The sequence below is a fragment of the Larkinella punicea genome (genome assembly GCF_003334855.1).
Classification (GTDB): Bacteria; Bacteroidota; Bacteroidia; order Cytophagales; family Spirosomataceae; genus Larkinella; species Larkinella punicea.
This window is the reverse complement of the sequence record NZ_QOWE01000034.1, coordinates 1-23,962: the sequence shown is the minus strand read 5'-3', so window position 1 is coordinate 23,962 and position 23,962 is coordinate 1. Positions and strand designations below refer to the sequence as shown.

At 52.7% G+C, this 23,962-nt stretch carries 17 protein-coding genes; 9 read left to right on the top strand and 8 right to left on the bottom strand.

Going from position 1 to position 23,962, the window contains the following annotated elements; all coding sequences use genetic code 11:
- Positions 1 to 53 precede the first annotated feature (53 nt).
- Both DUE52_RS29675 and recR read left to right on the top strand, forming a co-directional pair.
- The gene (locus DUE52_RS29675) at positions 54 to 332 is read left to right on the top strand and encodes an ATP-dependent Clp protease adaptor ClpS (RefSeq protein WP_114409755.1); all 279 of its coding nucleotides are present in this window, start codon (positions 54 to 56) and stop codon (positions 330 to 332) included.
- Between the two features lie 98 nt (positions 333 to 430).
- Positions 431 to 1,042, top strand: coding sequence for a recombination mediator RecR (recR, locus tag DUE52_RS29670; protein ID WP_114409753.1), 612 nt, complete (start codon positions 431 to 433; stop codon positions 1,040 to 1,042).
- Here the strand turns inward: recR and DUE52_RS29665 are convergent.
- The gene (locus tag DUE52_RS29665; RefSeq protein WP_114409751.1) at positions 1,029 to 1,988 is read right to left on the bottom strand and encodes a c-type cytochrome; all 960 of its coding nucleotides are present in this window, start codon (positions 1,986 to 1,988) and stop codon (positions 1,029 to 1,031) included. The genes recR and DUE52_RS29665 overlap by 14 nt on opposite strands.
- A gap of 200 nt (positions 1,989 to 2,188) precedes the next feature.
- Here DUE52_RS29665 and DUE52_RS29660 point away from each other — a divergent pair, with 200 nt between their 5' ends.
- The 4 genes from DUE52_RS29660 to DUE52_RS29645 all read left to right on the top strand — a co-directional run bounded on the left by DUE52_RS29660 (position 2,189) and on the right by DUE52_RS29645 (position 5,857).
- Positions 2,189 to 2,899 carry a superoxide dismutase gene (locus DUE52_RS29660; RefSeq protein ID WP_114409749.1) on the top strand — a complete coding sequence of 237 codons (711 nt, stop codon included), beginning with the start codon at positions 2,189 to 2,191 and terminating at the stop codon, positions 2,897 to 2,899.
- 128 nt (positions 2,900 to 3,027) lie between these two features.
- The gene (locus DUE52_RS29655; RefSeq protein ID WP_114409818.1) at positions 3,028 to 3,984 is read left to right on the top strand and encodes an isopenicillin N synthase family dioxygenase; all 957 of its coding nucleotides are present in this window, start codon (positions 3,028 to 3,030) and stop codon (positions 3,982 to 3,984) included.
- 108 nt (positions 3,985 to 4,092) lie between these two features.
- Positions 4,093 to 5,304 carry a chromate efflux transporter gene (gene chrA / locus DUE52_RS29650; RefSeq protein ID WP_114409748.1) on the top strand — a complete coding sequence of 404 codons (1,212 nt, stop codon included), beginning with the start codon at positions 4,093 to 4,095 and terminating at the stop codon, positions 5,302 to 5,304.
- A 148-nt stretch (positions 5,305 to 5,452) separates the two neighbouring features.
- Complete coding sequence (locus DUE52_RS29645; protein WP_114409746.1) at positions 5,453 to 5,857, top strand: T9SS type A sorting domain-containing protein; 405 nt, start codon at positions 5,453 to 5,455, stop codon at positions 5,855 to 5,857.
- Between the two features lie 231 nt (positions 5,858 to 6,088).
- Here the strand turns inward: DUE52_RS29645 and DUE52_RS29640 are convergent, their stop codons facing one another.
- Positions 6,089 to 6,694: a DJ-1/PfpI family protein gene (locus DUE52_RS29640; RefSeq protein ID WP_114409744.1), complete on the bottom strand. Its 606-nt coding sequence runs from the start codon at positions 6,692 to 6,694 to the stop codon at positions 6,089 to 6,091.
- A 236-nt stretch (positions 6,695 to 6,930) separates the two neighbouring features.
- Between DUE52_RS29640 and DUE52_RS29635 the strand changes: the two genes are divergently transcribed.
- Positions 6,931 to 7,320: a DoxX family protein gene (locus DUE52_RS29635; protein ID WP_114409817.1), complete on the top strand. Its 390-nt coding sequence runs from the start codon at positions 6,931 to 6,933 to the stop codon at positions 7,318 to 7,320.
- A 130-nt stretch (positions 7,321 to 7,450) separates the two neighbouring features.
- Positions 7,451 to 9,415: a hybrid sensor histidine kinase/response regulator transcription factor gene (locus DUE52_RS29630; protein WP_114409742.1), complete on the top strand. Its 1,965-nt coding sequence runs from the start codon at positions 7,451 to 7,453 to the stop codon at positions 9,413 to 9,415.
- 36 nt (positions 9,416 to 9,451) lie between these two features.
- Here the strand turns inward: DUE52_RS29630 and DUE52_RS29625 are convergent, their stop codons facing one another.
- The gene (locus DUE52_RS29625) at positions 9,452 to 11,311 is read right to left on the bottom strand and encodes an ABC transporter ATP-binding protein (RefSeq protein ID WP_229312356.1); all 1,860 of its coding nucleotides are present in this window, start codon (positions 11,309 to 11,311) and stop codon (positions 9,452 to 9,454) included.
- Between the two features lie 123 nt (positions 11,312 to 11,434).
- On the opposite strand from DUE52_RS29625, the gene DUE52_RS29620 reads away from it, so the two are divergent.
- A complete protein-coding gene (locus DUE52_RS29620; RefSeq protein WP_114409739.1) occupies positions 11,435 to 11,914 on the top strand; it encodes a low affinity iron permease family protein in 480 nt (159 codons plus the stop codon).
- A gap of 7 nt (positions 11,915 to 11,921) precedes the next feature.
- Here the strand turns inward: DUE52_RS29620 and DUE52_RS29615 are convergent, their stop codons facing one another.
- Genes DUE52_RS29615 through DUE52_RS29595 form a run of 5 tightly spaced genes read right to left on the bottom strand, consistent with a single transcriptional unit; the run spans position 11,922 to position 23,071 of the window.
- On the bottom strand, positions 11,922 to 12,794 hold the full coding sequence (locus DUE52_RS29615) for a glycosyltransferase family protein (RefSeq protein ID WP_114409738.1): 873 nt from the start codon (positions 12,792 to 12,794) through the stop codon (positions 11,922 to 11,924).
- A gap of 10 nt (positions 12,795 to 12,804) precedes the next feature.
- Positions 12,805 to 13,728: a PorP/SprF family type IX secretion system membrane protein gene (locus tag DUE52_RS29610; RefSeq protein ID WP_114409736.1), complete on the bottom strand. Its 924-nt coding sequence runs from the start codon at positions 13,726 to 13,728 to the stop codon at positions 12,805 to 12,807.
- A gap of 39 nt (positions 13,729 to 13,767) precedes the next feature.
- Positions 13,768 to 16,137 carry an OmpA family protein gene (locus DUE52_RS29605; protein ID WP_114409734.1) on the bottom strand — a complete coding sequence of 790 codons (2,370 nt, stop codon included), beginning with the start codon at positions 16,135 to 16,137 and terminating at the stop codon, positions 13,768 to 13,770.
- A 35-nt stretch (positions 16,138 to 16,172) separates the two neighbouring features.
- Positions 16,173 to 17,162 carry a PorP/SprF family type IX secretion system membrane protein gene (locus tag DUE52_RS29600; protein WP_114409733.1) on the bottom strand — a complete coding sequence of 330 codons (990 nt, stop codon included), beginning with the start codon at positions 17,160 to 17,162 and terminating at the stop codon, positions 16,173 to 16,175.
- A 5-nt stretch (positions 17,163 to 17,167) separates the two neighbouring features.
- Complete coding sequence (locus DUE52_RS29595) at positions 17,168 to 23,071, bottom strand: T9SS type B sorting domain-containing protein (RefSeq protein WP_165841061.1); 5,904 nt, start codon at positions 23,069 to 23,071, stop codon at positions 17,168 to 17,170.
- Positions 23,072 to 23,962: the final 891 nt, after the last annotated feature.

Genomic DNA, 23,962 nt, shown 5'->3' with positions numbered 1-23,962 from the left:
CAAAAGCGGCCAAATTTTCGTAAATTTGCTAAACAAACAAGAAAATTCGTGTAATGCAACCGTTCGAAGAAAATGACGTCGAGGTATTGGAAGAAGTTGTTGATACCGACCTGTATAATCTGGTGGTCTTCAATGACGATGTAAATACGTTCGATCACGTCATCGACACGCTGATCGATGTCTGCGATCACACGCCCGAACAGGCCGAGCAGTGTACCGTTATCATCCATCACAAAGGGAAATGCCGGGTCAAAAATGGCTCGTGGGAAGAACTGGTCCCGAAACGAAACGAAATCTGCCGCAGAGGCATTTCCGCTGAAGTCCTTAAATAGTTAAGAGTTAAGAATTATAAGTGAAGAGTTGGCCGCCCGCGCTGACACCCAAAATTCCTCATAATTCTTAACTCCCCACTCCTAACTCTTAACTAACCTTGGAGTTTCCTTCCAAATTAATAGAAGACGCGGTCAACGAGGTGTCTAAATTGCCGGGAATTGGTAAAAAAACCGCTCTCCGGCTGGTTTTGCACTTGTTGAAGCGGGATGAAGAACAAACGAAAAGTCTGGCGGAAACCCTGATCGCCATGCGGTCGAAGGTGAAGCACTGCCGGAAGTGCCACAACCTCTCGGACCACGACCTGTGCGGCATCTGCGCCAGCCACAAACGCGACCGCTCGCTGATCTGCGTCGTGGAAGATACCCGCGACGTGCTCGCCATCGAAAACACGGCGCAATACAAAGGCATGTACCACGTGCTGGGCGGCATCATCTCCCCCGTCGAAGGCGTTGGCCCCAGCGACCTGAAAATCGAATCGCTCGTTGAGCGGCTCCGGAACCCCGACAGCGATGCGGTCAAAGAAATCATTCTGGCCCTCAGCCCAACGATGGAGGGCGACACGACGGCTTTTTACCTTCAGAAAAAACTCAAAGGGTTTTCCGTAAAAATCTCCACGATTGCCCGCGGAGTCCCAATTGGCGGTGACCTCGAATACGCCGATGAAGTCACCCTGGGCCGGAGTATTCTGAGCCGGATTACTTACGAGTAAAAACGTCCACTTTTTTCCTGACTGGTTTTACGGTTTTCAGGTATTCATAAATCGCCCCTAAATCCTGCTCCGACATCCCGGCGTACATCGACCACGGCATGACGGTATTGAATCCATTCCCCACTTCGGGCGTTTTGAAGGTAGCCGGGTCGTAGGTTTTAAACCGGGCGATAAAAGCGGCTTTCGTCCAGGTTCCGATGCCGGTTTCCGGATCGGGGGTGATGTTGGCGGTGCGAAGAATGCCATTCGCCAGTGTGATTTCCGTGCCTCCCGCAAAAGGGGCTTTTTTCGTCAATCCGCCCATCCCCCGGCGCGTGTGGCAGTCGGCGCAACCGGCCATCGTAACCAGATATTTTCCGTATTCCACCCCGGTTTTCTCAACGGGCATCGTCTCAAACCGGGCTTTGTGCGGCATCATTTTCATGGCCAGTTTGATCGGTGCAGCGGGTTTTGATTCAGATACGGTATTTTCCACCGGCTCCAGCGTTCGCAAATAAGCCAGAATCGACTGGGCGTCGCTCTCATCCATTTTTCCGTAATTGGCGTAGGGCATCAACGGAAACAGCGGTTTTCCGTTTTTCGAAACACCCGCTGTCATCGCCAGCAACAGGTCCGTATCGCTCCAGTTTTTCAGGGCAAACGGCGTGATGTTTTTGGCGTAGTATGTTCCTGGCAACCCGTAGTTTTTGCCAAACTCGGCCCCTCCGCCACCCAGCGTTCCCGGCACAACCGGCCCCGCCAGCCGGGAATAATCCCGTTTGGAATGGCAATCCATACAAACCGCCACGTGGTTGGCAAGATAACGACCGCGCTCGATGCGGGCGGTTGAAGTAGGGAGCGTAACGGTGCGAATGCGACCGTTGGCCGGCGAGTAGGCCTTGGGATTCACGCAGCAACTGATGGCAACCGAAAAGGCCGCCAGAAGCAGGAACGAAAAACGATTCATTTCAGGAGTTGTTTACTGTGCCGCAATACTACGAAACTTCCCCTTTTTCCTCCGCATCAGATTCTCACTCTTGAGCGAACGGAAACCGAATTCCGTGTCGTTTGTTGCAAAAAAGTCGCTTTCTTTGCGAATCATGAAAACATTGCCGTTTCGGGCGTGTTTTTCAACAAACCGGGTTTCTCACCTCAAACCATTTAGATATGAATCGCAGTGAGTTTTTAAAAGTAGCCTTTGGAAGCGTCCTCACCCTGAAAGCCCTCCAGTCGTCGGCCTTTGCCGGCTCGTTCCAGGCCGAAGGACCCTTCAAACTGGCTCCGCTCCCCTTTGACTCGGGTGCGCTGGAACCGCACATCGACAAGCAAACGATGGAAATTCACCACGGCAAACACCATAAAGCGTATGTCGATAACCTGAACAAAGCCGTAGCCGGTTCTGCAATGGCGTCTATGTCCATCGACGATCTGGTGAAAAAGATAGACAGCAGCACCCCTGCGGCCATTCGAAACAACGGAGGTGGTCACTGGAATCACACGTTTTTCTGGAACATTCTCGGTGCCAATGGCGGCAAACAGCCATCCGGCAATCTGGCCGAAGCCATCACTAAAAAATATGGTTCCTTCGACAAGTTCAAGGAAGAATGGGCCAAAGCGGCAACGGGCCGTTTCGGTTCCGGCTGGGCGTGGCTGATTGTCAACGGACAAAACATCGACATTGTTTCTACGCCTAACCAGGACAACCCGCTGATGGTACTGGCCGAGAAAAAAGGAACACCCATCCTGGGCCTCGACGTCTGGGAACATGCCTACTACCTGAAATACCAGAACCGCCGTCCCGATTACATTGCCGCATTCTGGAACGTGGTTAACTGGGCGAAGGTCAACGAGTTGTATAATGCCGCGATGAAAGCCTGATTGAGCATTTCAGGGAATTGAGCCTACCGGTTTTTAGCGTGTATGCGGTATACATTGCCAAAAACCGGTAGGCTCAACTGCGTTTTTTACTACCTTTGCGCATTGACCAAACGGAGGGCATCAACAACATGAGCGACATTCTTTATGACCAAATTCCGTCGTTGGATCTGGCCGATTTCAAGTCCGGAGATCCGGAACGAAAGGCCAAATTTGTCCGGGATTTGGGAGCGGCTTTTAACAACATCGGTTTTGTCTCCATCCGAAACCACGGTTTAACCGACGAATTGACGGACAATCTCTATGGTTCGGTGAAAGAATTCTTTTCAGCCGACGAAGAAACCAAGAAAAAATACGAATTCCCGGAACTGCACGGGCAGCGCGGTTACGTGGGCAAGAATAAAGAAACGGCAAAAGGATTTAAAGTAGCCGATTTGAAGGAATTCTACCACGTCGGACAACCGGAGCCGATCAACGGGATGCCGGAGAACGTCTTCCCGGACGAATTTCCGGATTTCCGAAAAAATACTGTCGTTACCTATCAGACCCTCGAAAATGCGGGCCGGACGCTGCTGCGGGCCATTGCGTTATACCTCGAACTGCCGGAAGACTATTTTGAGGACAAAGTAGACCACGGCGACAGCATTCTGCGCGCCATTCACTATTTCCCGCTAAACCCGGATCTCGTGCAGGAAGGTGCGGTTCGGGCGGCTGCGCATGGCGACATCAACCTCATTACGCTTCTGATGGGTGCCAGCGCCGAGGGGCTGGAAGTGTTGCGTCGCGACGGGAAATGGATTCCGATTACCGCCCTCCCCGATCAGGTCATTGTCAACGTCGGCGACATGCTCGACCGGCTGACGAACCACAAACTGAAATCGACCATCCACCGCGTGGTGAATCCGCCCCGCGAAAAAATGAACAGCCCCCGGTATTCGATTCCGTTTTTCATGCACCCCCGGGGCGACATGGATCTGACTTCGCTGGAAAGCTGTATTTCGACCGAAAACCCCAAGATTTACGAAGACATGACCGCCGGTGCTTTCCTCGATGAGCGTTTACGCGAACTGGGTTTGAAGAAGAGTTAAATTCTGGTATCTTTCGTTCAAGTTACCCGCTTGTTTTTGTCGTACCGTGACCAGCCGTTGGCCGGAGTTTTACCTGATCACGGTACGACAGAATAACAATCTTCGTGTATGGCCTCTTACCTCTCAACACTCTCTCCTATCGCTCCGGTAAGGCGCATACGCTATATTATTTTCCTGAAAGACGTCCTGATTCTCGCCTGCACGACCTTTGGTGGCCCCCAGATTCACCTGGCGATGATGCTCGACCGGTTTGTGGCCAAACGACGCTACCTGACCGAAGCCGAATTGATGGAGCTGAACGCCCTTTGTCAGATCCTGCCCGGCCCGACGTCCACGCAAACCGTTACAGCCCTGGGGTTCAAAATCGGCGGTCCCAACCTGGCTTATCTGACGCTGATTGTCTGGGCGTTTCCGGGGGTGATGATCATGACACTGGTGGCCATTGGCATTTATTACGTTCAGCAAAACTCCATCTCGCTGAATTTCACCCGGTTTATTCAGCCCATGGCCGTCGGTTTTCTGATTGTGGCCGGCTACCGGATTGCCAAAAAGGTGATTCTCAACCAGATGGGTATGGTTTTAGCCATCATCTCGGCCCTCACGGCCTACGCCTTTCCGTCGCCGTACATTACGCCCGTTGTTCTTGTAGCCGGCGGTTTTGCCACGGCTTTTGCTTACAAAAAGCACGAGAAGATGGAAAAAGCGCCGTTTAAAATCCAGTGGGCCAACTTCTTTCTCTGGATTGGTGTCCTGCTGGCTGCGGCTACGCTGGGGGCCATCACCAAATCTCTTCCCCTCCGCCTGTTCGAAAACTTCTATCGCAACGGCAGTCTGGTATTCGGCGGGGGGCAGGTGCTGACGCCCATGCTCTACAACGAGTTCGTCGAATTTAAGCACTACCTGAGCCGGCAGGAATTTCTGTCGGGTCTGGCCATCGTGCAGGTTACACCGGGACCGGTTTTTTCGTTTGCGTCCTACATCGGGGTGTTATCCATGCGGGATGCGGGATTAAGCGGTCAACTACTGGGCGGTTTTGCGGCCACCGCCGGTATTTTCCTGCCTGGCACGTTCCTGATCTTCTTCGTTTACCGGTTCTGGAATCAACTGAAACGATACCGCGCCATCCGGGCTTCGCTGGAAGGAATCAATGCCGCCAGCACGGGTCTCACGGCATCGGCGGCCATCTCCCTTTTTCAACCCATGGCCGAAAACGGGCTGTCGGTGATCGTGGTAGTCGTCACGATTTTACTGCTGGAATATACCAAAATACCGCCCTACCTGCTGATTGTTGCGGGGCTTTTTGCCGGTTTTCTGGTTTAAACCACTTGCTCCCGGCCTTCTTTTTGCCTCCTCCGGCCTGGTTTCTCAAAAGTAGCAGGGATTGACTCATTTGTGACAGCCTTTCCGGGCGGTGAAGCCGACCTTTGATCTATCCAAAACGGATAACCAAACCAAAACTTCACACGCCATGAAAACGCTTATCAAATCCCTGCTCGTCGCCTTCACTCTGACGTTGATTACCGTCTCTGCTTCTCTGGCTGAAACTCATAAACCCATCGGCCGGCCCAAAAATGTAGCTTCTTTTAAAAGTAGTATTTATACCACCCGGGAAGGAAAAGTTCAAATTGCTTTAAACAAAGAAACCGGTGGATCCGTGATGGTTCGGCTCACCAACAAGGCCGGTGCCGAATTTTTCGTCCAGCAGTTTGGCAAACGCCACCAGGCTTCCCGGCTGCGGTTAGACGTCAGTGCCCTTCCCGACGGAATTTATACGGTTTCTATTACCAATGGGTTGGAAACCACCACCTACGGACTCACGTTGGGTACCCAACAGCAAGCGGGTCCGGTTTCCCGCCTGGTGGCTTTCAACTAAAGCGAATCGCTCGACACAAGACTGATTATATCCACCCGCAAAGGCTGGCTCTGCAAAGAGCTGGCCTTTTTTCATGTGTAGAAGTTTTCAATAACGCATGAAAGCTGCCGACCAGCAACCGGGCCGCTATTTCTCCAATGCTAGTATTCAAATTCTTAACCGAAGGAAAAGGAACACCCGGGTTGATGTAAAAATCACGATTACAGACCCTGGTTTCAAACGCCGTACACGCTACTTCCAGTAGTCATACTGCATATACCGGGCTGTCTCATCCGCCACCGCTTTGCCCAGTAACCGCCCGACGACGTACAACGACATGTCGATACCGGCGGAAATTCCTGCCGAAGTAATGATTTTGCCGTTATCGACATACCGCTCAGAAAGGTGCAATTCGGTGTTTGGAGCGGCTTTTTTCATATCATCGACCGCCAGAAAATGCGTCGTAGCGGCCAAACCATCCAGTAAACCCGCTTTGCCGAGGATAAGAGAGCCAGTACAAACCGACAAAACCAGTTCGGCAGTTGCTGCCGTCCGGCGAACCCAGTTCAGCACCGCCGGGTTGTCCATTTCCCGCCGGGAGCCATAGGGTGTACCGTCCGCGTGCTGACCACCTCCGCCCGGCACAATGACGATATCGGTTTTCGGATGGTCATTGAGCAGATAGGTTGGGTTCAGGCTGAGACCATTGCGGGCATACACCCGTCCGCGTTCAGCCACCGTAACAACCCGGAAAGGTTTGGGGTCGTCGTGCCGACCCGCCACGCCGAAGACTTCGAAGGGTCCGGCAAAATCGAGCACTTCGATTTCATTGAACAGGAGAATTGCAACCGTGCGCATGAGCAGAAAAAGCGTTCAGGTAAAATTAGAGTTCCTGCGGGATGGTTCCAAATTTCCGAAAGCGATACATTCCTGCATTTTCCGGCTGATCCTGTCATCTGGCTATCCGACAGGGTACTAATCGGCTACGGCAAAACCTTGCAAGCAATAAACCGGTTACTTACAAAAGAACGCAATACCCCCGGCGATTGAGTACATTACGGGGACTGGCTTCTGAAACATAAAAACTGGAAATGATGAACGAGAAAAATGGACGGAAAGCAGCCCGAATTTTATTAGGAGGTAGTTTACTCTTTGCCGGCATCAGCCATATGACTTTTGCCCGGAAAGAATTCAAGGCACAGGTTCCGGATTGGGTACCTTTAAAAAAAGACGATACGGTACTGTATTCCGGTCTGGCCGAAATCGCGTTGGGCAGCAGTTTGGTGCTGACAAACGAAAAACACCAGCAAACCGTCGGGAAAGCAGCGGCCATGTTTTTTACGGCTATTTTCCCCGGCAACATTTCTCAATATACCCATAAACGCAGTGCATTTGGCCTGGATACCAATGCAAAACGGTTTACGCGGCTATTTTTCCAGCCCATATTGGTTTATTGGGCTTTAAAAAGCACGAATAACCTTTAATTTCGAATGATAAATGTAAAATGAGGAGTGTTAAATGTAAAAGTGCCGGGTTAGCGATACTTTTACATTTAATATTCCTCATTTTACATTTATCATTACCCTCTATAGCCCCCCTTATTCTCACGGATCAATGAAGACCAAAATACTCCTGGTGGATGATGAAGCTGATCTGGAAACCCTCTTTCGGCAACGTTTTCGCCAGGCCATACAGAAGGAAACCTACGAGTTTGTGTTTGCCCGGGATGGCCGTCAGGCCCTCCTGATTTTGGAACAGCAACCCGACATCGACCTGATTCTGACCGATCTCAACATGCCCGGCATGGACGGTCTAACACTGTTAACCCGTCTTCAGGAGATCAATTCCCTGGTGCCCGCGGTCATCCTCACGGCCTACGGCGACATGACCAAAATCCGAACCGCCATGAACCGGGGCGCCTTCGACTTCCTGACAAAACCCATTGATTTCGAAGACCTTACGACCACCATTGAAAAGAGTAGCCGGTATATTCACCAGTTGCACGAAACCCATGAATCGAAGGCCGTCGACGCGATGAAAACGCGGTTTTTCACCAACATCACCCACGAATTACGCACCCCGCTTTCGTTGATCATTTCTCCGGTTGACAAACTGCTGGAAACCGGCGATTTGCCGGAACACCTTCACCCGCCCCTGGTCACCGTCCGCCGGAACGCCCGGCAAATCCTGCGGCTTATCAACCAGTTGATGACACTCAACCAGCTCGAAGCCCGGCAAATGGAACTGGTCGAACAAGTGGGCGATTTACCCGGTTTTGTGAGCCAACTGGTGGACTTGTTTCGCCCCTCGGCGGATGTTAAGAATCTTACTCTAGCCTACGAAACGGATTTGCCCGCCGGTAATTACCGCTTCGATGCGGGCAAGTGGGAGACGATTCTGTTCAACCTGCTGACCAATGCCATTCGGTTTACGTCCGTCGGTGGCATCACGGTTTCTCTCCACCAAACATCCTCTGGAGCAAGTCTGGCCGTACGGGATACCGGTATCGGCATAACCGCCCACAAATTACCGCACGTCTTCGATCGGTATTACCAAGGTGATAATCAGCGCATTCGAGCCAATGACACCACCGGCGTCAGTCTGGCACTGGTGCGCGAACTCACCTTGCGGTTGGGCGGCACCATCCAGGTCGAAAGCCAGATTGAAGGGAGTGCAGAACCGTCAGGAACGGTTTTTAGGCTCGAATTGCCCATCCACCGCACGTCTGGTGATGAAGGAATTCCGCCGGTAAAAGCTCCCTCGGTAGCGATCGACCTGCCCGCCCGCGCCGGGGAGTCGCCCGGTAAAAATTCGACCGGCATTGCCGACCTTCCTCCCCTGGTCTTAGTGGTCGAGGACAACGCCGAACTGCGGGAATTTATGGTAGCCGAACTGGCAACGACCTACCGGGTTCGGTCGGCGGCCAATGGCTACGAAGGCTGGATTCTGGCGAAAGAAGAGCTTCCCGCCATCATTATCACGGATTTGATGATGCCCCGCCTGGACGGACACGGCCTGATTGAGAAATTGAAGGCCGACCCGGCCACCGACCACATTGCCATTGTACTGCTCTCGTCGAGTGCCGACGAAACGCACCGCCTTCGGGGGCTGACGTTGGGTGCCAATGACTACCTGACCAAGCCTTTTCACCTCGGCGAACTACGGCTGCGGCTCCGCAACCTGCTCAGTCACCAGCAGCGGTTGCAGGAATATTACCGCCAACAACTCGCCCAACCCGACAGCGCCACCCCGCTCCTGAGCGTTGGGGATGAGTTTTTGCGCCGGTTATACACCCTCATCGAGCAGCACCTGGATGATTCGACCCTGAGTGTGGAATGGCTGGCCGACGAACTGGCGATGAGTCGAAAAGCCTTGTACTTAAAGGTTCACAACCTGACCCATCTGTCTCCGGTGGAGCTGATTCGGCAATACCGCCTTCGTAAAGCCATTGATTTACTGCGTATGGGACACAGCGCGGCCGAAACCGCTTATCTGGTCGGTTTTGAAACGCCCTCGTATTTTACCAAAGTCTTCCGGGAGTTCTACCACCAAACCCCGACTTCGTACCGTAAAGGCTGACGGTTTTTGGCGCAGTTAAATATACTGAAACTTTAGTTATTGATACCCACGCGCCTGTAAGTGAAACAGTTCAGCATACCGACCCGCTTTCGCCAATAGCTCCGTGTGGCTACCGATCTCCAGTAACTGGCCACTTTCCAGCACCAGAATCCGGTCGGCCATTCGGACGGTCGAAAAACGGTGGGAGATGATCACCGCCGTTTTTCCTTCCGTCAGACGGGCAAACCGCTGAAAGACTTCATACTCGGCGCGGGCGTCCAGTGCCGCCGTGGGTTCATCCAGAATCAGGACTTCCGCATCCCGCATGTAGGCCCGACCCAACGCGACTTTCTGCCACTCACCCCCCGACAATTCTACGCCTTTTCCGAAACTACGGCCCAGTTGTTGTTCATAACCGCCCGGCAATTTGGCAATGACGGAATCGGCCAGGCTGCGTTGCGCGGAGTTTTCGATCCGGGGCTGGTTGGTTCGTTCGTCGATGTCGCCCACCGCAATGTTGACGCCTGCCGACATTTTGAAGCGGACATAATCCTGAAAAATCACGCTGATGTTCCGGCGCAGGTCGATCAGATCATAGTCGCGAAGGTCGTGCCCGTCGAGCAGAATCCGCCCCTCGGCCGGATCGTAAAGCCGCGCCAGGAGTTTCACCAGTGTCGTTTTCCCGGCGCCATTTTCGCCCACCAGTGCCAGTTTTTCGCCGGGTGTCAAGGTGAAACTCAGGTTGCGAAGTGCCCAGCGATCCGAGTTCGTATATTTGAAGCCAACGTTTTCAAACACAAACCCTTTCTGAATTTTCGACGGAAACGCCAGCGATTTTTCCGTCGAATGAATGAGCGGTTTGATCTCAAAGAAATCAAAGAGATCCTGCAAATACACGGCTTCCTGTGTCAAACTGCTGAACTGCAACAAGATACCCTCCATCGATCCACGAAGCTGCCGGAACGAACCCGCCAGAAACGTCAGGTCACCAATGGAAATACCGCCATTCACCGCCCGCGCCACAATCCAAATGTAAGCACTGTAATACCCTACGGTTCCGATGATGGTCAGCCCCGTTCCCCAGCCCGCCCGCCGAATGGACAGATCCCGGTTTTTTAGATAATACTGCCCCGACAGGCTCCGAAACCGGTCGATCAGGAAGTTCGACAGGCCAAAGATTTTGACCTCTTTCGCCGTTTCGTCACTGGCTCCCACAAAACGCAGGTAGTCGAGTTCGCGCCGTTCGGGCGTCCAGCTTCGTGACAGCGAGTAGCTTTTCTGGTTAAAATAATTGTCGCCAATGAAAGCCGGAATAACCGCCAGGAGTAGCAAAAGCAACAGCCACGGATTATAAACCGCCAGGCCTGCCGCCAGAAAACCCACCGAAATCAGTTCCTGCACCTGCCCAAACACGCCGGAAAGCAGGAAAGAACGGCCCGTGGTTTGTCGCCGGGCGCGTTCGAGTTTATCGTAAAAGGTAGCATCTTCAAACTGTTCCAGATCAAGCGTTGCCGCGTGTTCCATGAGTCGGACGGACGTTCGGTTGGTGACCAGATCGCCCAGCAAACCGTCGAGCAGACTGGTCAGCCTCCCCAACGCCGTCGATAAAACGGCCAGACCGAACTCCGCTCCGACCAATGTCCAAAGCCATTCAGCATCGCCACCGGTTTGGCCCGACAACCGAATCACTTCGTCAATAATGAGTTTTCCAATGTATAATGTCAGGGCTGGTATGGCCGCCCGAACCAGTCGCACGGCCGCATTGCCCAGAAACAGGGCGGGCGACGCCTGCCAGATCATGCGAAAAAAGGCCGGCAAATTACGGAGTGCCGCAAAACGGTCTTTCCAGGAAAGTTCAGCCTGACCCTTTTCGCCCATGACGCGGCCGGGAAAGTCTGGGGTGGGAGTTTTTGCCATAGTAAACATACATTACCCGAACCAAATTGGTTCTTCGTACAGCCGGAGTTAGTACCTTACGGTTTTTCCGGCCGTCTGGCAGTCCGGATTACCAAAAATCATGTCAAAATACCCCAGCTAACCATGAGCAAAAAAGGATTTGTGGCCGTATTTGAACACTTCGCTACCGCGGTTACGAAGGCCACGGGCAGTTCAACCGCCTTTCTACTCGCCTTTTTAACCATTATTGTCTGGCTCATTACCGGGCCGCTTTTTGACTATTCCGATACCTGGCAACTGGTGATCAATACCGGTACCACGATCATCACCTTTCTGATGGTTTTTCTGATCCAGAAGTCGCAAAACAAGGATTCAATGGCCATTCAACTCAAACTGAATGAGCTGATTGCCTCACATAACAAAGCCAGCAACCGGCTGCTCAACATTGAAGATTTGTCGGAGGATGAACTGGTTACCCTGCATCGCTTTTATGGCGTTTTGGTTGAAAAAGCGAAAAAGGAGAATAAGGTAACGGAGTCGCATTCGGTAGAAGAAGCGGAGGAATTGCACCAGGAAAAGATGCAGAATCAGGAAAAGAATAAGGCCGGGAAGAAAAACACATAGCCTTGACTTACAGCAATTTATAGTTTCTATATTCGCCTATTCGCCAGCCGGTCAGGTTTTCGACGGCTTTCAGAAAGCGGTTTTTAAACGAGAGTTTCTTTTGCCGGATGTCGAAATCGAACTGCCAGTTCATTCGCTCGATCCGGGCTTGCATGACCGCCGGGTGTGTGCCTTCAAACAAGGCCAGGGAGTCTACCCCGCGGTAGTCAAATCCTTTTAGCTCTTTGCGGGATTGGGCCATGTGCTCGTCATTGTGCCAGTATCGCCCGAAGTTGCTGAGTTTGTCGGCTTGCCGGTCGGGTGGTTTCACCCAACCGTAGTGATACACCGTGGCATCCAGAAGTTTTACGTTGAGCTTCCGGTTGTCGCGGGTCCGAAAACCCTGTGCATCCCGGTAAGCCATCACGTTGCCGTTGTTGCGAATGATGCGAACCTCCCGACGATACCACCGGCGCGAGTCTCCCACATATCGATATGAACCATAGAAGTGCTGATAATTGAGCAACAACCCTTCTACCTGTGGATCGTCTTTGTACGTTTTCATCGCATCCCGGATGGCTGGCAGGTATTTCTCATGCACCACTTCGTCACCCTGGATATAAAAAGCCCAGTCAGCATCCGGGGCAATTGCGGCCAGTGCTTTATCGGTTTCGACCGCCAGCACACGGCCGCCTTCGCGCAGCGAATCGTCCCAAACGGTTTCAATGATCCGAATTTTGTCCGATTGGATCGACTGAATCAGGCTCAGCGTTTGATCTTCGGAGCGACCGACGGCAATCACAAACTCGTCGCACAGCGGGAGTATGGACTGAATGGCTTCCACAATCGGGTAATCGTATTGCAGGGCGTTGCGGATGAAACTAAAACCGGAAACCTTCATAGCCATCCGCTTACTGGTATCTGAATTTGGTCGGACTCGGCGTAAACCGAAACATAATTTCGTGGACGCTTTTCTGAATGTAAAAGGGATTTTCAACCTGTTTGCTGCTCAACGAATAGCCGACCCGAATGCTCCTCGATAGTTCATATTCGGCCAGGGCCACAAAATAGTTCATCGTCGTAATCAGGGTGCTGTTGTTGGCCCGGTAGGAAACCCCCAATCCCAGTTTTTCTTCAATCCAGACTCTGGCGTTCAGGTCGATTCCGAGGGGATAGCCGGTTTGTTGGGTAAGTAGAATGGAAGGCAGGAAATCGACACCTGGGCTCGCAGCGATGCGTCCACCGAAATTAATGAACAAGGGGCGCTGGTAGCGAATGGGCGCATTCTGACCAGCCCCCAACGTAATGGGTCGATTCACCAACTCGGGCATCGACAAGCCGGCCCAAAACCGTTCGGCTTCGTAATACACCCCGGCACCGACGCTCGGCATGGCTTTGTTGATTCCCGTACTGCTGGCCGGATCGTAAATGGGAATGACGTTGATTCCGCCCGAAGCGCCAAAAGACAGTTTCGCCATGGACGGCAACGTGATCCGATAGGCCAGACTGCCATAAAAACCGGTGGCTGAATAAAGTCCCATCCGATCATTCAATGCCTGAAAGCCAATGGCTACTTTTCCACCCGACAGCGCGCCATCGGCCCCGAACGACTGGGTTATGCGGTTAAAACCTTGTCCCTGGAGTCCAAACCACTTCCGGCGAAAAATGGCCGACATGGTCAGGCTTTCCCGGCTCCCGGCGTAGGCGGGGTTGATCGTCAGCGGGTTACTCAGGTATTGGGCGTAAAGAACTTCGCGTTGCGCCAGAACCGCCTGGCTTCCGGCCGTGACAAAGGCGATGAGGAGGATTAATTTCAAGACGAGCGGTCGAATCATTCACAGGGCGTGTTGGGTGTACGAAAGTACAAAGTAAAGCTATTCAACCTGAAGTATCTTAATTTCTGTCCGCCGATTGCGCTGATGTTCGGCTTCCGTACACTTCACGCCGTCTTTGCACGTGTTCAGCAACACGCCTTCTCCGTATCCGGTCGCTTTCATTCGGCGGGAGGCAATACCGTTTTTCCGCAAATAGGTCACCGCCCCCATCGCCCGGTTCATCGACAGCGTGATGTTATACACCGCCGACCCCCGGCTATCGGTATGTGACCGCATCTCGATTCGCATCGCCGGGTATTTTTTCATCAAAGCGACCAGTTTGTCCATTTCGAGTGCAGCATCCGGTCTAATATCCCATTTATCGAGGTCGTAGTAGATGTTATCGATTTCAATAATATCGCCCTGACGAAACATCGTCAGTTCCGTGGTGGCATTGGCCGCAGGTGAAATGCGGGCGCCGGTGGTGCCCATGCAATCTTTCAGGGCCTCGACGATGTATTCACAACCGGGATCGACCAAAAATTCATAACTACCATCCGGCCCGGTTACCATTTCCAAAACCGTGCTGTCGCACAAGTTGCGCAAAATCACTTCGACGCCATCGATGGGCAGCCGTTCCGTATGGGTCAAAATCCGTCCCCGCACCTTCGATTTCAACGGTTGTTTAGGCTGTATCGGGACCGTGTCCAGCGGTATTTCCAATCGCAGGGGCTGATCGTCGGATAATCCTTTGGTCGAAAACCCCAGCAGGCTGGACTGATAACCCGTCATGGCCGCGGTGATCCGAAAATCACTTTCCGGGTCCAGGCAAATCCGGATGTTGCCTTCGCCATCGGTCTGGGTTTGCCGCTTCCCATCCTGAACGTCTTTCTGATCCAGGTCAAGTCGGGCATTCCCGAGGGGTTGTTTGGTCTGATTGTCAAACACATGGATGGTCAATTCACGACACGCATACAGGGAGCCTTCCCGCTTAAACCGGTAAATATCGTCGTCGCTCCCGCCCCGCAATCGGTTGCTGCTGAGATACCCCAACATCCGGGCACCATCGGTGACGATACCGAAGTCGTCTTTCGAAGAATTGAGTGGTTCGCCAATATTCTGCACCGATTTCACCGCCGTTTGGTCGGTCAGTTGGGCATAAAAAATATCCAGATCGCCCAAACCGGGATGACCGTCCGACGAGAAGTACAGGTTGCCCCGGTCGTCGACAAACGGGAACATTTCGTTTCCTTTGGTGTTGATGTCTTTGCCTAAATTGAGCGGCTCCGACCATTTCCCGTCCTTTAGGCTGGAGACGTACAGATCCGTTCCCCCAAAACCACCGGGCCGATCCGACGCAAAAAACAGCATTTTATCATTCGGGCTCAAAGCCGGATGCCCGGTTGAATAGTCGTCGTTGTTGAAGGGTAATTCCTGCGCTTCTCCCCAGGAACCTTTCTGTTCTTCAGCCACATACAGCTTTAGTTTGTTGATCCCATCGGCGCTCTCCCGATATTTCCCTTTGTTGAAGTTGTTGCGGGTAAAGAATACTTTCGACCCATCTTTCGTAAACGCCACGGGGCCTTCGTGGTACTTGGTATTCAGTGTTCCACCAAACCGTTTGGTTTCCGATGAACTCTCCGTTGCGTATGGCCCTGCCGCCCCCGTGTTGAAACCCACCGTCCGGCTGTCATTGGCCGTTGGGTCTGTATAATCATCTTCACCGAGCGTTCGCGGATTCTTCGCCCGCTTTTTTCGCTGACTGGCCGACGCCCCGCCCAGACTGGCCACGGTTTCACCCTTGAAAGCCGCTTCCGGCATATAATACAGATCCAGGAAAGCCGAATGATCCCAGCTAAAAACGCGCTTCAAGGCATTGCCGGGCCTTTTGGACGTTACAAAGACCAGCCCTTCCTTGTAGTACATCGGGCTGAATTCCGCCTGAGTGGTGTTGATTTCCAGAAATTCGATCTTATAATTTCCAGGATTCCGTGACAGGATACTAACGTCATTGTAGAGTTTCGAGAACTGTTTTCCCCGCTGGTCATCCTGCTGGAGTTTGCTGTAGCGGTCATAGATTTCCTGCGACTCTTTGTATTTTCCATTACTGGCCAATGCCTGGGCGTAGTAAAGGTAGCAGGGTACATAGTCGTTCTGGTATTGCTTCAGTTGGCCAATCAGAATCCGGTACACCCGTTCGGCGTTTTGGGTATCCCGAACCTGCCGGTAACTGTAGCCCAGTTTCGACAACGTAGCCAGTCGCTCTTCTTCCGACAATTCGGAACGGTTCAGCGTTTGCTCATACAGGTCGATGGCCGTACTATAAGACAGATTATCGAATTGGCGATCCGCCTGCCTGAGCAACGCCTGCGCCCTCACTGACCCGGCAACGCAAGCGACCAGACAACATAGCAGGAAAAAACAGCGCATGGTTTGGGTTAATTTGGCAGCGGTTCCGGTCGGTTCTAGAAATACCGGGGCGTTAGAATTTTGTTTTTACCAAAGCCGAGTTCATACCGAATCATGATTTCGTGGGAAGGCAGCTTAAAGGTTTTCAGTTTATTCAGCATCTTATCATACGCGTAGCCCAGACGCAACTGGTCCGACAATTGCACCTCGACAATGCCGACAATCGCGTCTTGTTTATAAACCTCACCTTTCTCCAGAGCACTTTCGTAGCTGTTAAACTGATTCCTGCGGTAGGACGTACCAATGGAAAGACGATCTGCAATCCAGAGGTTCAGGTTTCCGTCAATGCCCAGCGGAGCGCCTTCCACGTATTTCACCAGCGTAGAAGGCTTCAGTTTCAATACCGGACTTAAGCGAACAACAAAACCGGCCACGGCGTAGGCATGACGACGCTGCGTGGCTTTTTGTAAGCCATAACTATAATCCGTCAGGCGATTTTTAATCAACTGCGGTACTGAAACGCCGATATAGGATTTGTCGTTGCTCAGGTAAATTCCGGTACCAAAGTTGGGTAGAATTTTAGAGATGTTCTGGGCAAATGCCGGATCGTCTCCCCGATCGGTTACGACTTTAGAAAGGTCCGCCTGAAAGCTGCTCGCGCCCGCCTGTATCCCCAGTCCCAGGGTTGAGCGGCTCCCCACTTTGATCCGAAATGCGTATGAGGCATAAGCGCCGGTGGTGCTGTATTCACCGATCCGGTCGTTGAACAATTGCAAACCCAACCCAATCCGCTCCCGGTTGACGGGCATATCGATGGTGAAGGTGGTGGTCTGCGGGGCGCCTTCAATACCACCCCACTGGTTCCGATACAATGCGGTCATACTCAACACATCGCGACTCCCGGCATAAGCGGGATTCATGGCCATCATGTTGAACATATACTGCGAAAACATGTGGTCCTGTTGCGCCTGAACCTGGCTACCTCCGGCTATACCAACCAGCAGTAGTGTTACTTTTCCGAGCTTTCTGGTAAAATTGCGTATCATTGTTTTTAGCGATTAATCGTCATGTATCGTATAAACTTGCGGCCATCGCTCAACTCAACGATGTAGAAATAAGTACCATCCGGTAAGCCCTTCGAACTGGAGCCAATCCGCACCCCGGTATTGGTCGATCCGTCCCAGTCGTTCTTGTAATCGTGGTTCCGGTACACCGTGTTTCCCCAACGGTTGAACACTTCCAGAATGACCGTGGCACCACCCGTATTTCGAATGACAAACAGGTCATTGATGTTATCCCCGTTGGGTGAGAATCCTTCCGGAATCATCACTTCGTTGGTACTCGGATTGAAATTCAAGGGGGTTGCTACGCGTTCATCGGCCTCTGTCGGATCATTATTTCCATTCAAATCCGGTTCAAAACCATCGGTCGAGGTGTCGCTGACAGTATCGGCACCCGCTATGGCTTTCGCATACACGGTATTGAGATACGGTGTCGTCCGGCCGTCGGTCTTCACATTCAGGGTCAGCAACAGGGTGTCGCTCTTCCCAGCCGCCAGGTTACTTCCTGACGCCAAAAGGGCAGCGTCGGCATCGCCGTTGAAACTGCTGTTGCTTTGCAAACCGCTTCCCGCTGCAATAACCGGTGTTCCAACCACGCTGTAGGTAGCTCCGGTGGTGGTATTGAACACCTCCGATAGTTGATCGCTCACCTGCACGTCCGTGAAGTCTGTCGATCCGTAGTTCTTCACAATGATCTGGTACGTCACGTTGTAGCTGCCATCGGTTTGCCGCGTCGTGTCCTTCACAGCCATCGCTACCCCAATATTCGGTGTCACTGGCAAGCCGAGCAATGTTACTGCGGTTGGCGTATTGTTATTTCTGGGATCAAGGTCATTGTCCGGATCAACATTGGAACCAGCCGTCGAGGTGTCGGTCAGCATCGTACTGCCATTGAGCGTAACCGCATTGGCAATGGCACTATTATGATAGACATTTTTCGGGCTGTTGCGGACATCGACCCGTACGGTCAGGTTGACACTGCGGGAGGCTCCTCTCGGCAAGGTACTCAGGGAGTCGACCAGAAGATGAGTCAACATTCCCTGACCCGTATACGTCGAGTCCACCGTCAGACCAGCCTCCGCGGTCAGGGTTGGCTTACCGGGACCGATCAAAACATCGTTGCCGAAGGTTTCGGTCAGGTTGTCAACGACCTGAACATTCTTCAGATCATCCGACCCGAGGTTCGTCAGCTTAATGGTATAAGTGACGTTGTAGACTCCCGATCCCAAATCTTCCAGTTTGCTGACCGATTTGGCGACGCCCAATAGCGAAGGCGGCAGATCGAACCGGAATCCGGTGGGCACGCTCCCAATGGGTGCCGGGTTAAACCCGTTGTTCGACAAATCCTTCACCAGAGAATCCGCATGAACACCTGATCCAACGACCTGCGTGTAGAACGGCCCCAACTCACCGGTGGGTTTGACATTGATCGTCACCAGAACCGTGTCGGAAGCACCAGCCGCCAGACTGCTGTTTGCCCCGTCCAGGAGTGATGACAGATCGCTGCCGTTGTAATGAACGTTCGGTTTCAGCGTGCTTCCGGCACCAACTATTGGCGCACTCACCACACTGTAGGCAACCGGGGCCGTGAAACCTGTCACCAGACTATCGGACAGTTGCACCTGCTTCAGGTCAGCCGTACCGTAATTTTTAACGGTTACTTTCAGCGTAACGTTGTAGCTGCTGTCGGCTTGCTGAACGATGTTCGTTACGGCCAGGGCAACACCGATCGGCGACGGAGGTGCCGAGTCGAATTTACCCGGAGTCGATTCGCTGTTGTTATTCGGGTTGCCATCATGATCCGGATCGGCGCTGGCTCCGTTTGTCGAAGCGTCATTGACCTCCAGGTCGTTGAGCTTCGCCAGCAAGTAGGCCTTGTTCAGGAACGTCTTCGTCAGGCTGCCATCCGGGTGAAGCCGGACATTAACCTTCAACAAAATATGCTCCGTTGCACCCGCCTTGACGACACTTCCGCTGTTCAGGAGTTGCGTATTTCCAACCCAGCCCGAATAGCCTAAGTTCAATTTGAGCGATGAGGCCGGATCGACAGAGGCCGCGACGGATTCGATGACATGAGGATCGAAGACCGACTGAACGTCATCCGTCACCTGCACCTGCGTGGCATCCTGGTCACTGTAATTGGTGATGGCCAGATCGTAGGTAAACTCAAACAAGGTCTCCTCTTTCTGTTGAACCCCTTTGAGTGCTTTCGCCAGCCCCACTTTCATCGCCAGCGTCGGCGTAGAGTCCTCAATGGTAACAGTGGCTTTGTTGTTGGCCAAATTCGGATCCAACTGGTCGAGGTACGTAATTTCTACCAGGTTGGCAATCGGCCCTTTGGTCAGAACGCGAACGGAATAGTAATAGGTAATTTCGTCATTGGCAGACAAAACCGGTACCCAGGCTCCGAGGTGGCCGTGGGCATCGACCACCAGATTACCCGGTGATACCAGTTCCAGACCGGTCGGCAGAATAATCCGGATGTCACTATGCGTGGCCGGACATGCTCCTTTGTTGCCCAGTTTGACGGCAAACGTCACCACCTCGCCTACTTTCGGATGCTCCTTGTCGACCGTGTAGGTGACGTATAGATCGGACCGGCAAGTGTCCGTCGTGCAGTCAAAGATGGCGACATCAATCATGGTCGACGCACTGTAGCAGCCAGCGTTACTACGCTCGAAGGCATAGAACACCCCGCGACCGACCGAATCCGGCCGCATCACAACCGGAGAGGCCGGGTTGTCCGCAATGTGGAATTCAAATTCACCACCGGGTGTAAACGGATCGTTTTCAACCAGTTTGACCAGATCTACGGTAGATCCCGGACAGGTATTCCGGGCCATCATCGGGGCAATCGGCGATTCGATCGGCGCTTTAACCGTTACCGCCACTTCTTCGGAAGGAATTGACGTACAGCCTTTGCTATCGACCAACTGGACGGAGTAGGTACCGCTGGTTTTTACAAGAATACTCTGCGTTGTGGCCTTCGTATTCCAAAGGTATTTATAACCGTCGGGCAAAGCACGCAACAAGACGGAATCTCCGTTGCATACGACCGCGCTCACAGGCTCAATGGTTGGCTGAACCTTCAGGCCCTCAATCGTCAGTTTTAGTGTTGACTGAGCCGCCTGACAGGAGCCCGTTCCATCGGGGTCATTCGTAGTGAACGTCAGGTTAACAAACCCGGCATTGACGTCCGCCAGGGACGGTTTGTAGGTTGCGTCCAGTAAAGATGCGTTGTCAAACGTCCCCGTCCCGCTGCTGGTCCAAACCGCGCTGGTAGCAGCCCCGCCAATAACGCCATTCAGCTTGTATTCTTTGGCGGAACAGATGGTGGCATCCGGACCCGCCGATGCCGTTGCCGGATTGGTCTTACAAAGGTCAACATCGTTGCAATTGATAATGACCACCATAACCGGGCTTGCCGCACTGTAGCACCCGGTTGCCGTTTTCTCGACAACATAATAGGTTCCAGCCTCAACTGACTTCGGATTAGACACCTTGCTGGCCTGATCGGGTGTGGCACTGGTATAGAACTCAAAAACACTGCCCGCCAGCGACACCGAACTGCTGGTTGCTTTCGTTAAATCGGCCGTTGCAAAGGGGCATTGGTTCGTCAGGTTAACGACCTGCGGTTTTGCCACTTTCGGGTTGACCGATACTGCCACCTCATTCGATTTCCCGCTTTTGCAGTCATTCGATGTCGTACAGATGGCTGAGTAGGTAGCCGATGCTTCGGGAGTAAGGAGTAGTACAGAACCAACCTGATTATTGGACCAGATCACCGTTCCATCCGGGCAACCGGCTGCGGTCAGTGTCACGGCACCGCCAAAGCATACGTTTGTCGTGCTGGCGGTAATGGTTGGCGAAATTGGGGCACCTACTTTTACCGTACTCAGCGGTGATTTTTCACTAACACAACTGCCCAGTGAACACGTAGCCCAGTAGCTGGTTGTAGTTTCCGGCTGAATATCGATGCTGGTTCCCGTTCCGCCCGTCGACCAGGTTACCGTACCAACACAACCAACTGCGGTCAATTTCGCGCTTTCTCCCGGACAGAGTGTTTCTCTACTGGTAGCAATTGTTGGCGGATTGAGCGTGACAACCGATACACTAATGGCATTTGAAACGACACTTTTACATTCCTCATTTACCTGACAGATGGCGGTGAAGGGGCGGTTTCCGGTAATATTATTGATGGTTATGTTGTTACCCGTTTCACCATTCGACCAGATGATTGTACCATTCGTACACCCGGTAGCCGTCAGCGTAACAGAACCACCGTAGCAAACTGCGGGCGTCGTTGCGGAAACCTGCGGGGCCGGAACGTCGCATTCTCCCTTGATTTTGACAATGACCGGAGTCGGTTCGCTCAAACAACTCTTGATCTTGCAGTGTGCGTAATAACTGGTCGTTGTCGTAGGGTTCACTTCGATGCTGCTACCCGTCGCTCCTGTCGACCAGATAATCTGACCACCCGCGCAACCGGTAGCGGACAACGTAACCGTTTCGCCCGGTTCGATTTCCGTTTTAGAAGCCCAGACGACCGGAGAAACTGGCGTGTTGACGACCACAGTATACGCTTCGGAAGGAGGACTCGTGCAGGGGTTGTTCTGGCAAACTACCGTATAAACCGTTGTCTCAGTCGGAGAAACCAGAATGCTGGTGGTTGTTGCGCCATTCGACCACACGGGGACGCCCGTGCAACCTTCCACCGTCAGACGAATTTCATCGCCGACACAAATGTGTCCATCCGTACATTTACAAACCCGGATCGTTGGTTTGGAAGGGGTATTGACCTGTACCGTCACTTTCGCGGGTGTTCCATTACAGCCCGTATTCATTTTACAGGCTGCATAGTATTCGGTCGTCTGCGTTGGATTCACCACCAGGCTGTTACCCGTCGCATTCGTCGACCAGATGACCGTTCCGCCATCGCAACCCATTGCCGTCAATGTAACAGGCTGACCCTGGCATATGAGCGTTGCGGATGCCGTAACCGTTGGCGTTGGCGCATTGCTGTTGGTAACATTGATCGTGATCGCATTTGACGCGACACTGCTACAATTGAATTCTTTACATTGAGCGGTGTAGTTGGTAGTGGACCCCGGCATAACCGTGAGGTTATTACCCGTCGAGCCATTCGACCAAACAACCTGTCCACCCAGACAACCTTCTGCCGTCAGGGTAACGACTTCACCCGCACAGATCAGCGTCTTGTCCGACTTGATAATGGGAGCCGCCGGATTGACAACCGTCACCGAAAGGGGCTGAGACGGATCGCTCGAACAATTTCCTACTTTGCAGGTAGCCCGATACGTTACATTGCTGGTTGGTATGACGCTGACACTGGAACCGGTCGCATTGTGGGACCAGATTACCGTTCCGGAGCATCCCATGGCGGTCAATTGTACCGAACCGCCCAAACAAACCACGTCAGCACTGATGTCGACCTGCGGAGGCTGTGGCTTCACAACTGTAATGGTATAGACATCCGACACCTGACTGATACAGGAACCCTGCTTACAGACCACGGTGTAGGAAGTGGTTTCATTGGGTGTTACAACAATGGTTTCCGTTGTCTCACCCGTCGACCACATCGGAATCCCGGTGCAATTTGAAACTGTCAGAACTGCATTCTCTCCTGGACATACGGTATTGGAATTGCTACTAATGTGCGGTTTCGGCATTGGACCTGTTCGGATCGTTATACCCGGCGAGGGTCCACTGATGCAATTGTGAATGCGGCAATTGGCGTAATACGTCGTTGGGCCATCCGGCGTAACGGTCAGCACCGACCCGGTTGCTCCCGTTGACCAGATTACTTTCCCATCACAGCCGGTGGCGGTCAGGCTCACCGTCCCCCCAGCACAAACCTCAAAAGCTTTGGCCAAAATTATTGGTGGTTGGGGATCAGAAACCCGGATCACAATCGCTTTCGAAGGCGCACTGATGCAGTTCGGCAATTTACACTGAGCGGTGTAGGTCGTTGATGTAAAAGGTGATACGATGAGAGTTTGTCCCGTAGCGCCTGTCGACCAAATAATAATTCCAGCACAATCAGATGCGTGCAACTCAACGGCATCGCCCGGACAAATATCAGTGGTCGTACACGTTAGGGTCGGAGTTGGTGCTGTACAGGTTGTACACTCAACTCCAGTTATGATCACACTTTCCGATGCTGGACTTTGGCAGCCATTTACGGTTTGTATTACGGTATAAACCTGACTCCCAACGACCGACGGGGTAACGGTTACTACAGAACCCGTTGGTGACGACAAGCCGGAGCCTGTCCACTGGAAGCTAGCCCCGTTAACACCGGTGGCCGTTAGGGTTACGGTTCCGCCCAAACAACTGGTTACAGAAGGCGAAACTGTTATCTGCGGTTTTTCCGGTAGGCCTGGGTTCACCAACGTTGTCGTCAGCGGCTCACCGCTACAACCACCTACTGAAACCGTGAGGCTATACGAACCAGCGGTGAGAGCGTTTAAAGTAAGTTGTCCATTCCCCCCCGCATTCATGGTTTGGGTTACCACCTCGCCATTGTCCCGTTTGTAACTGACTACATAGGCTTGATTGGCAGTCAGATTTCCGATCGTAATACTTCCATCATTGTTACCCGTACAGGAAGTTGGATTGGTAGTTGTCACCAAGGTTGCCACCGGCACGGGATTTACCACCACCGTGACGGTTTTGGTTACACTGCAACCCGAACCATCGGTGATCACCACTGTATAGGTACTCGTCGTCGTCAGGTTCGATACTGTTACACTGCTGCCGCTGCC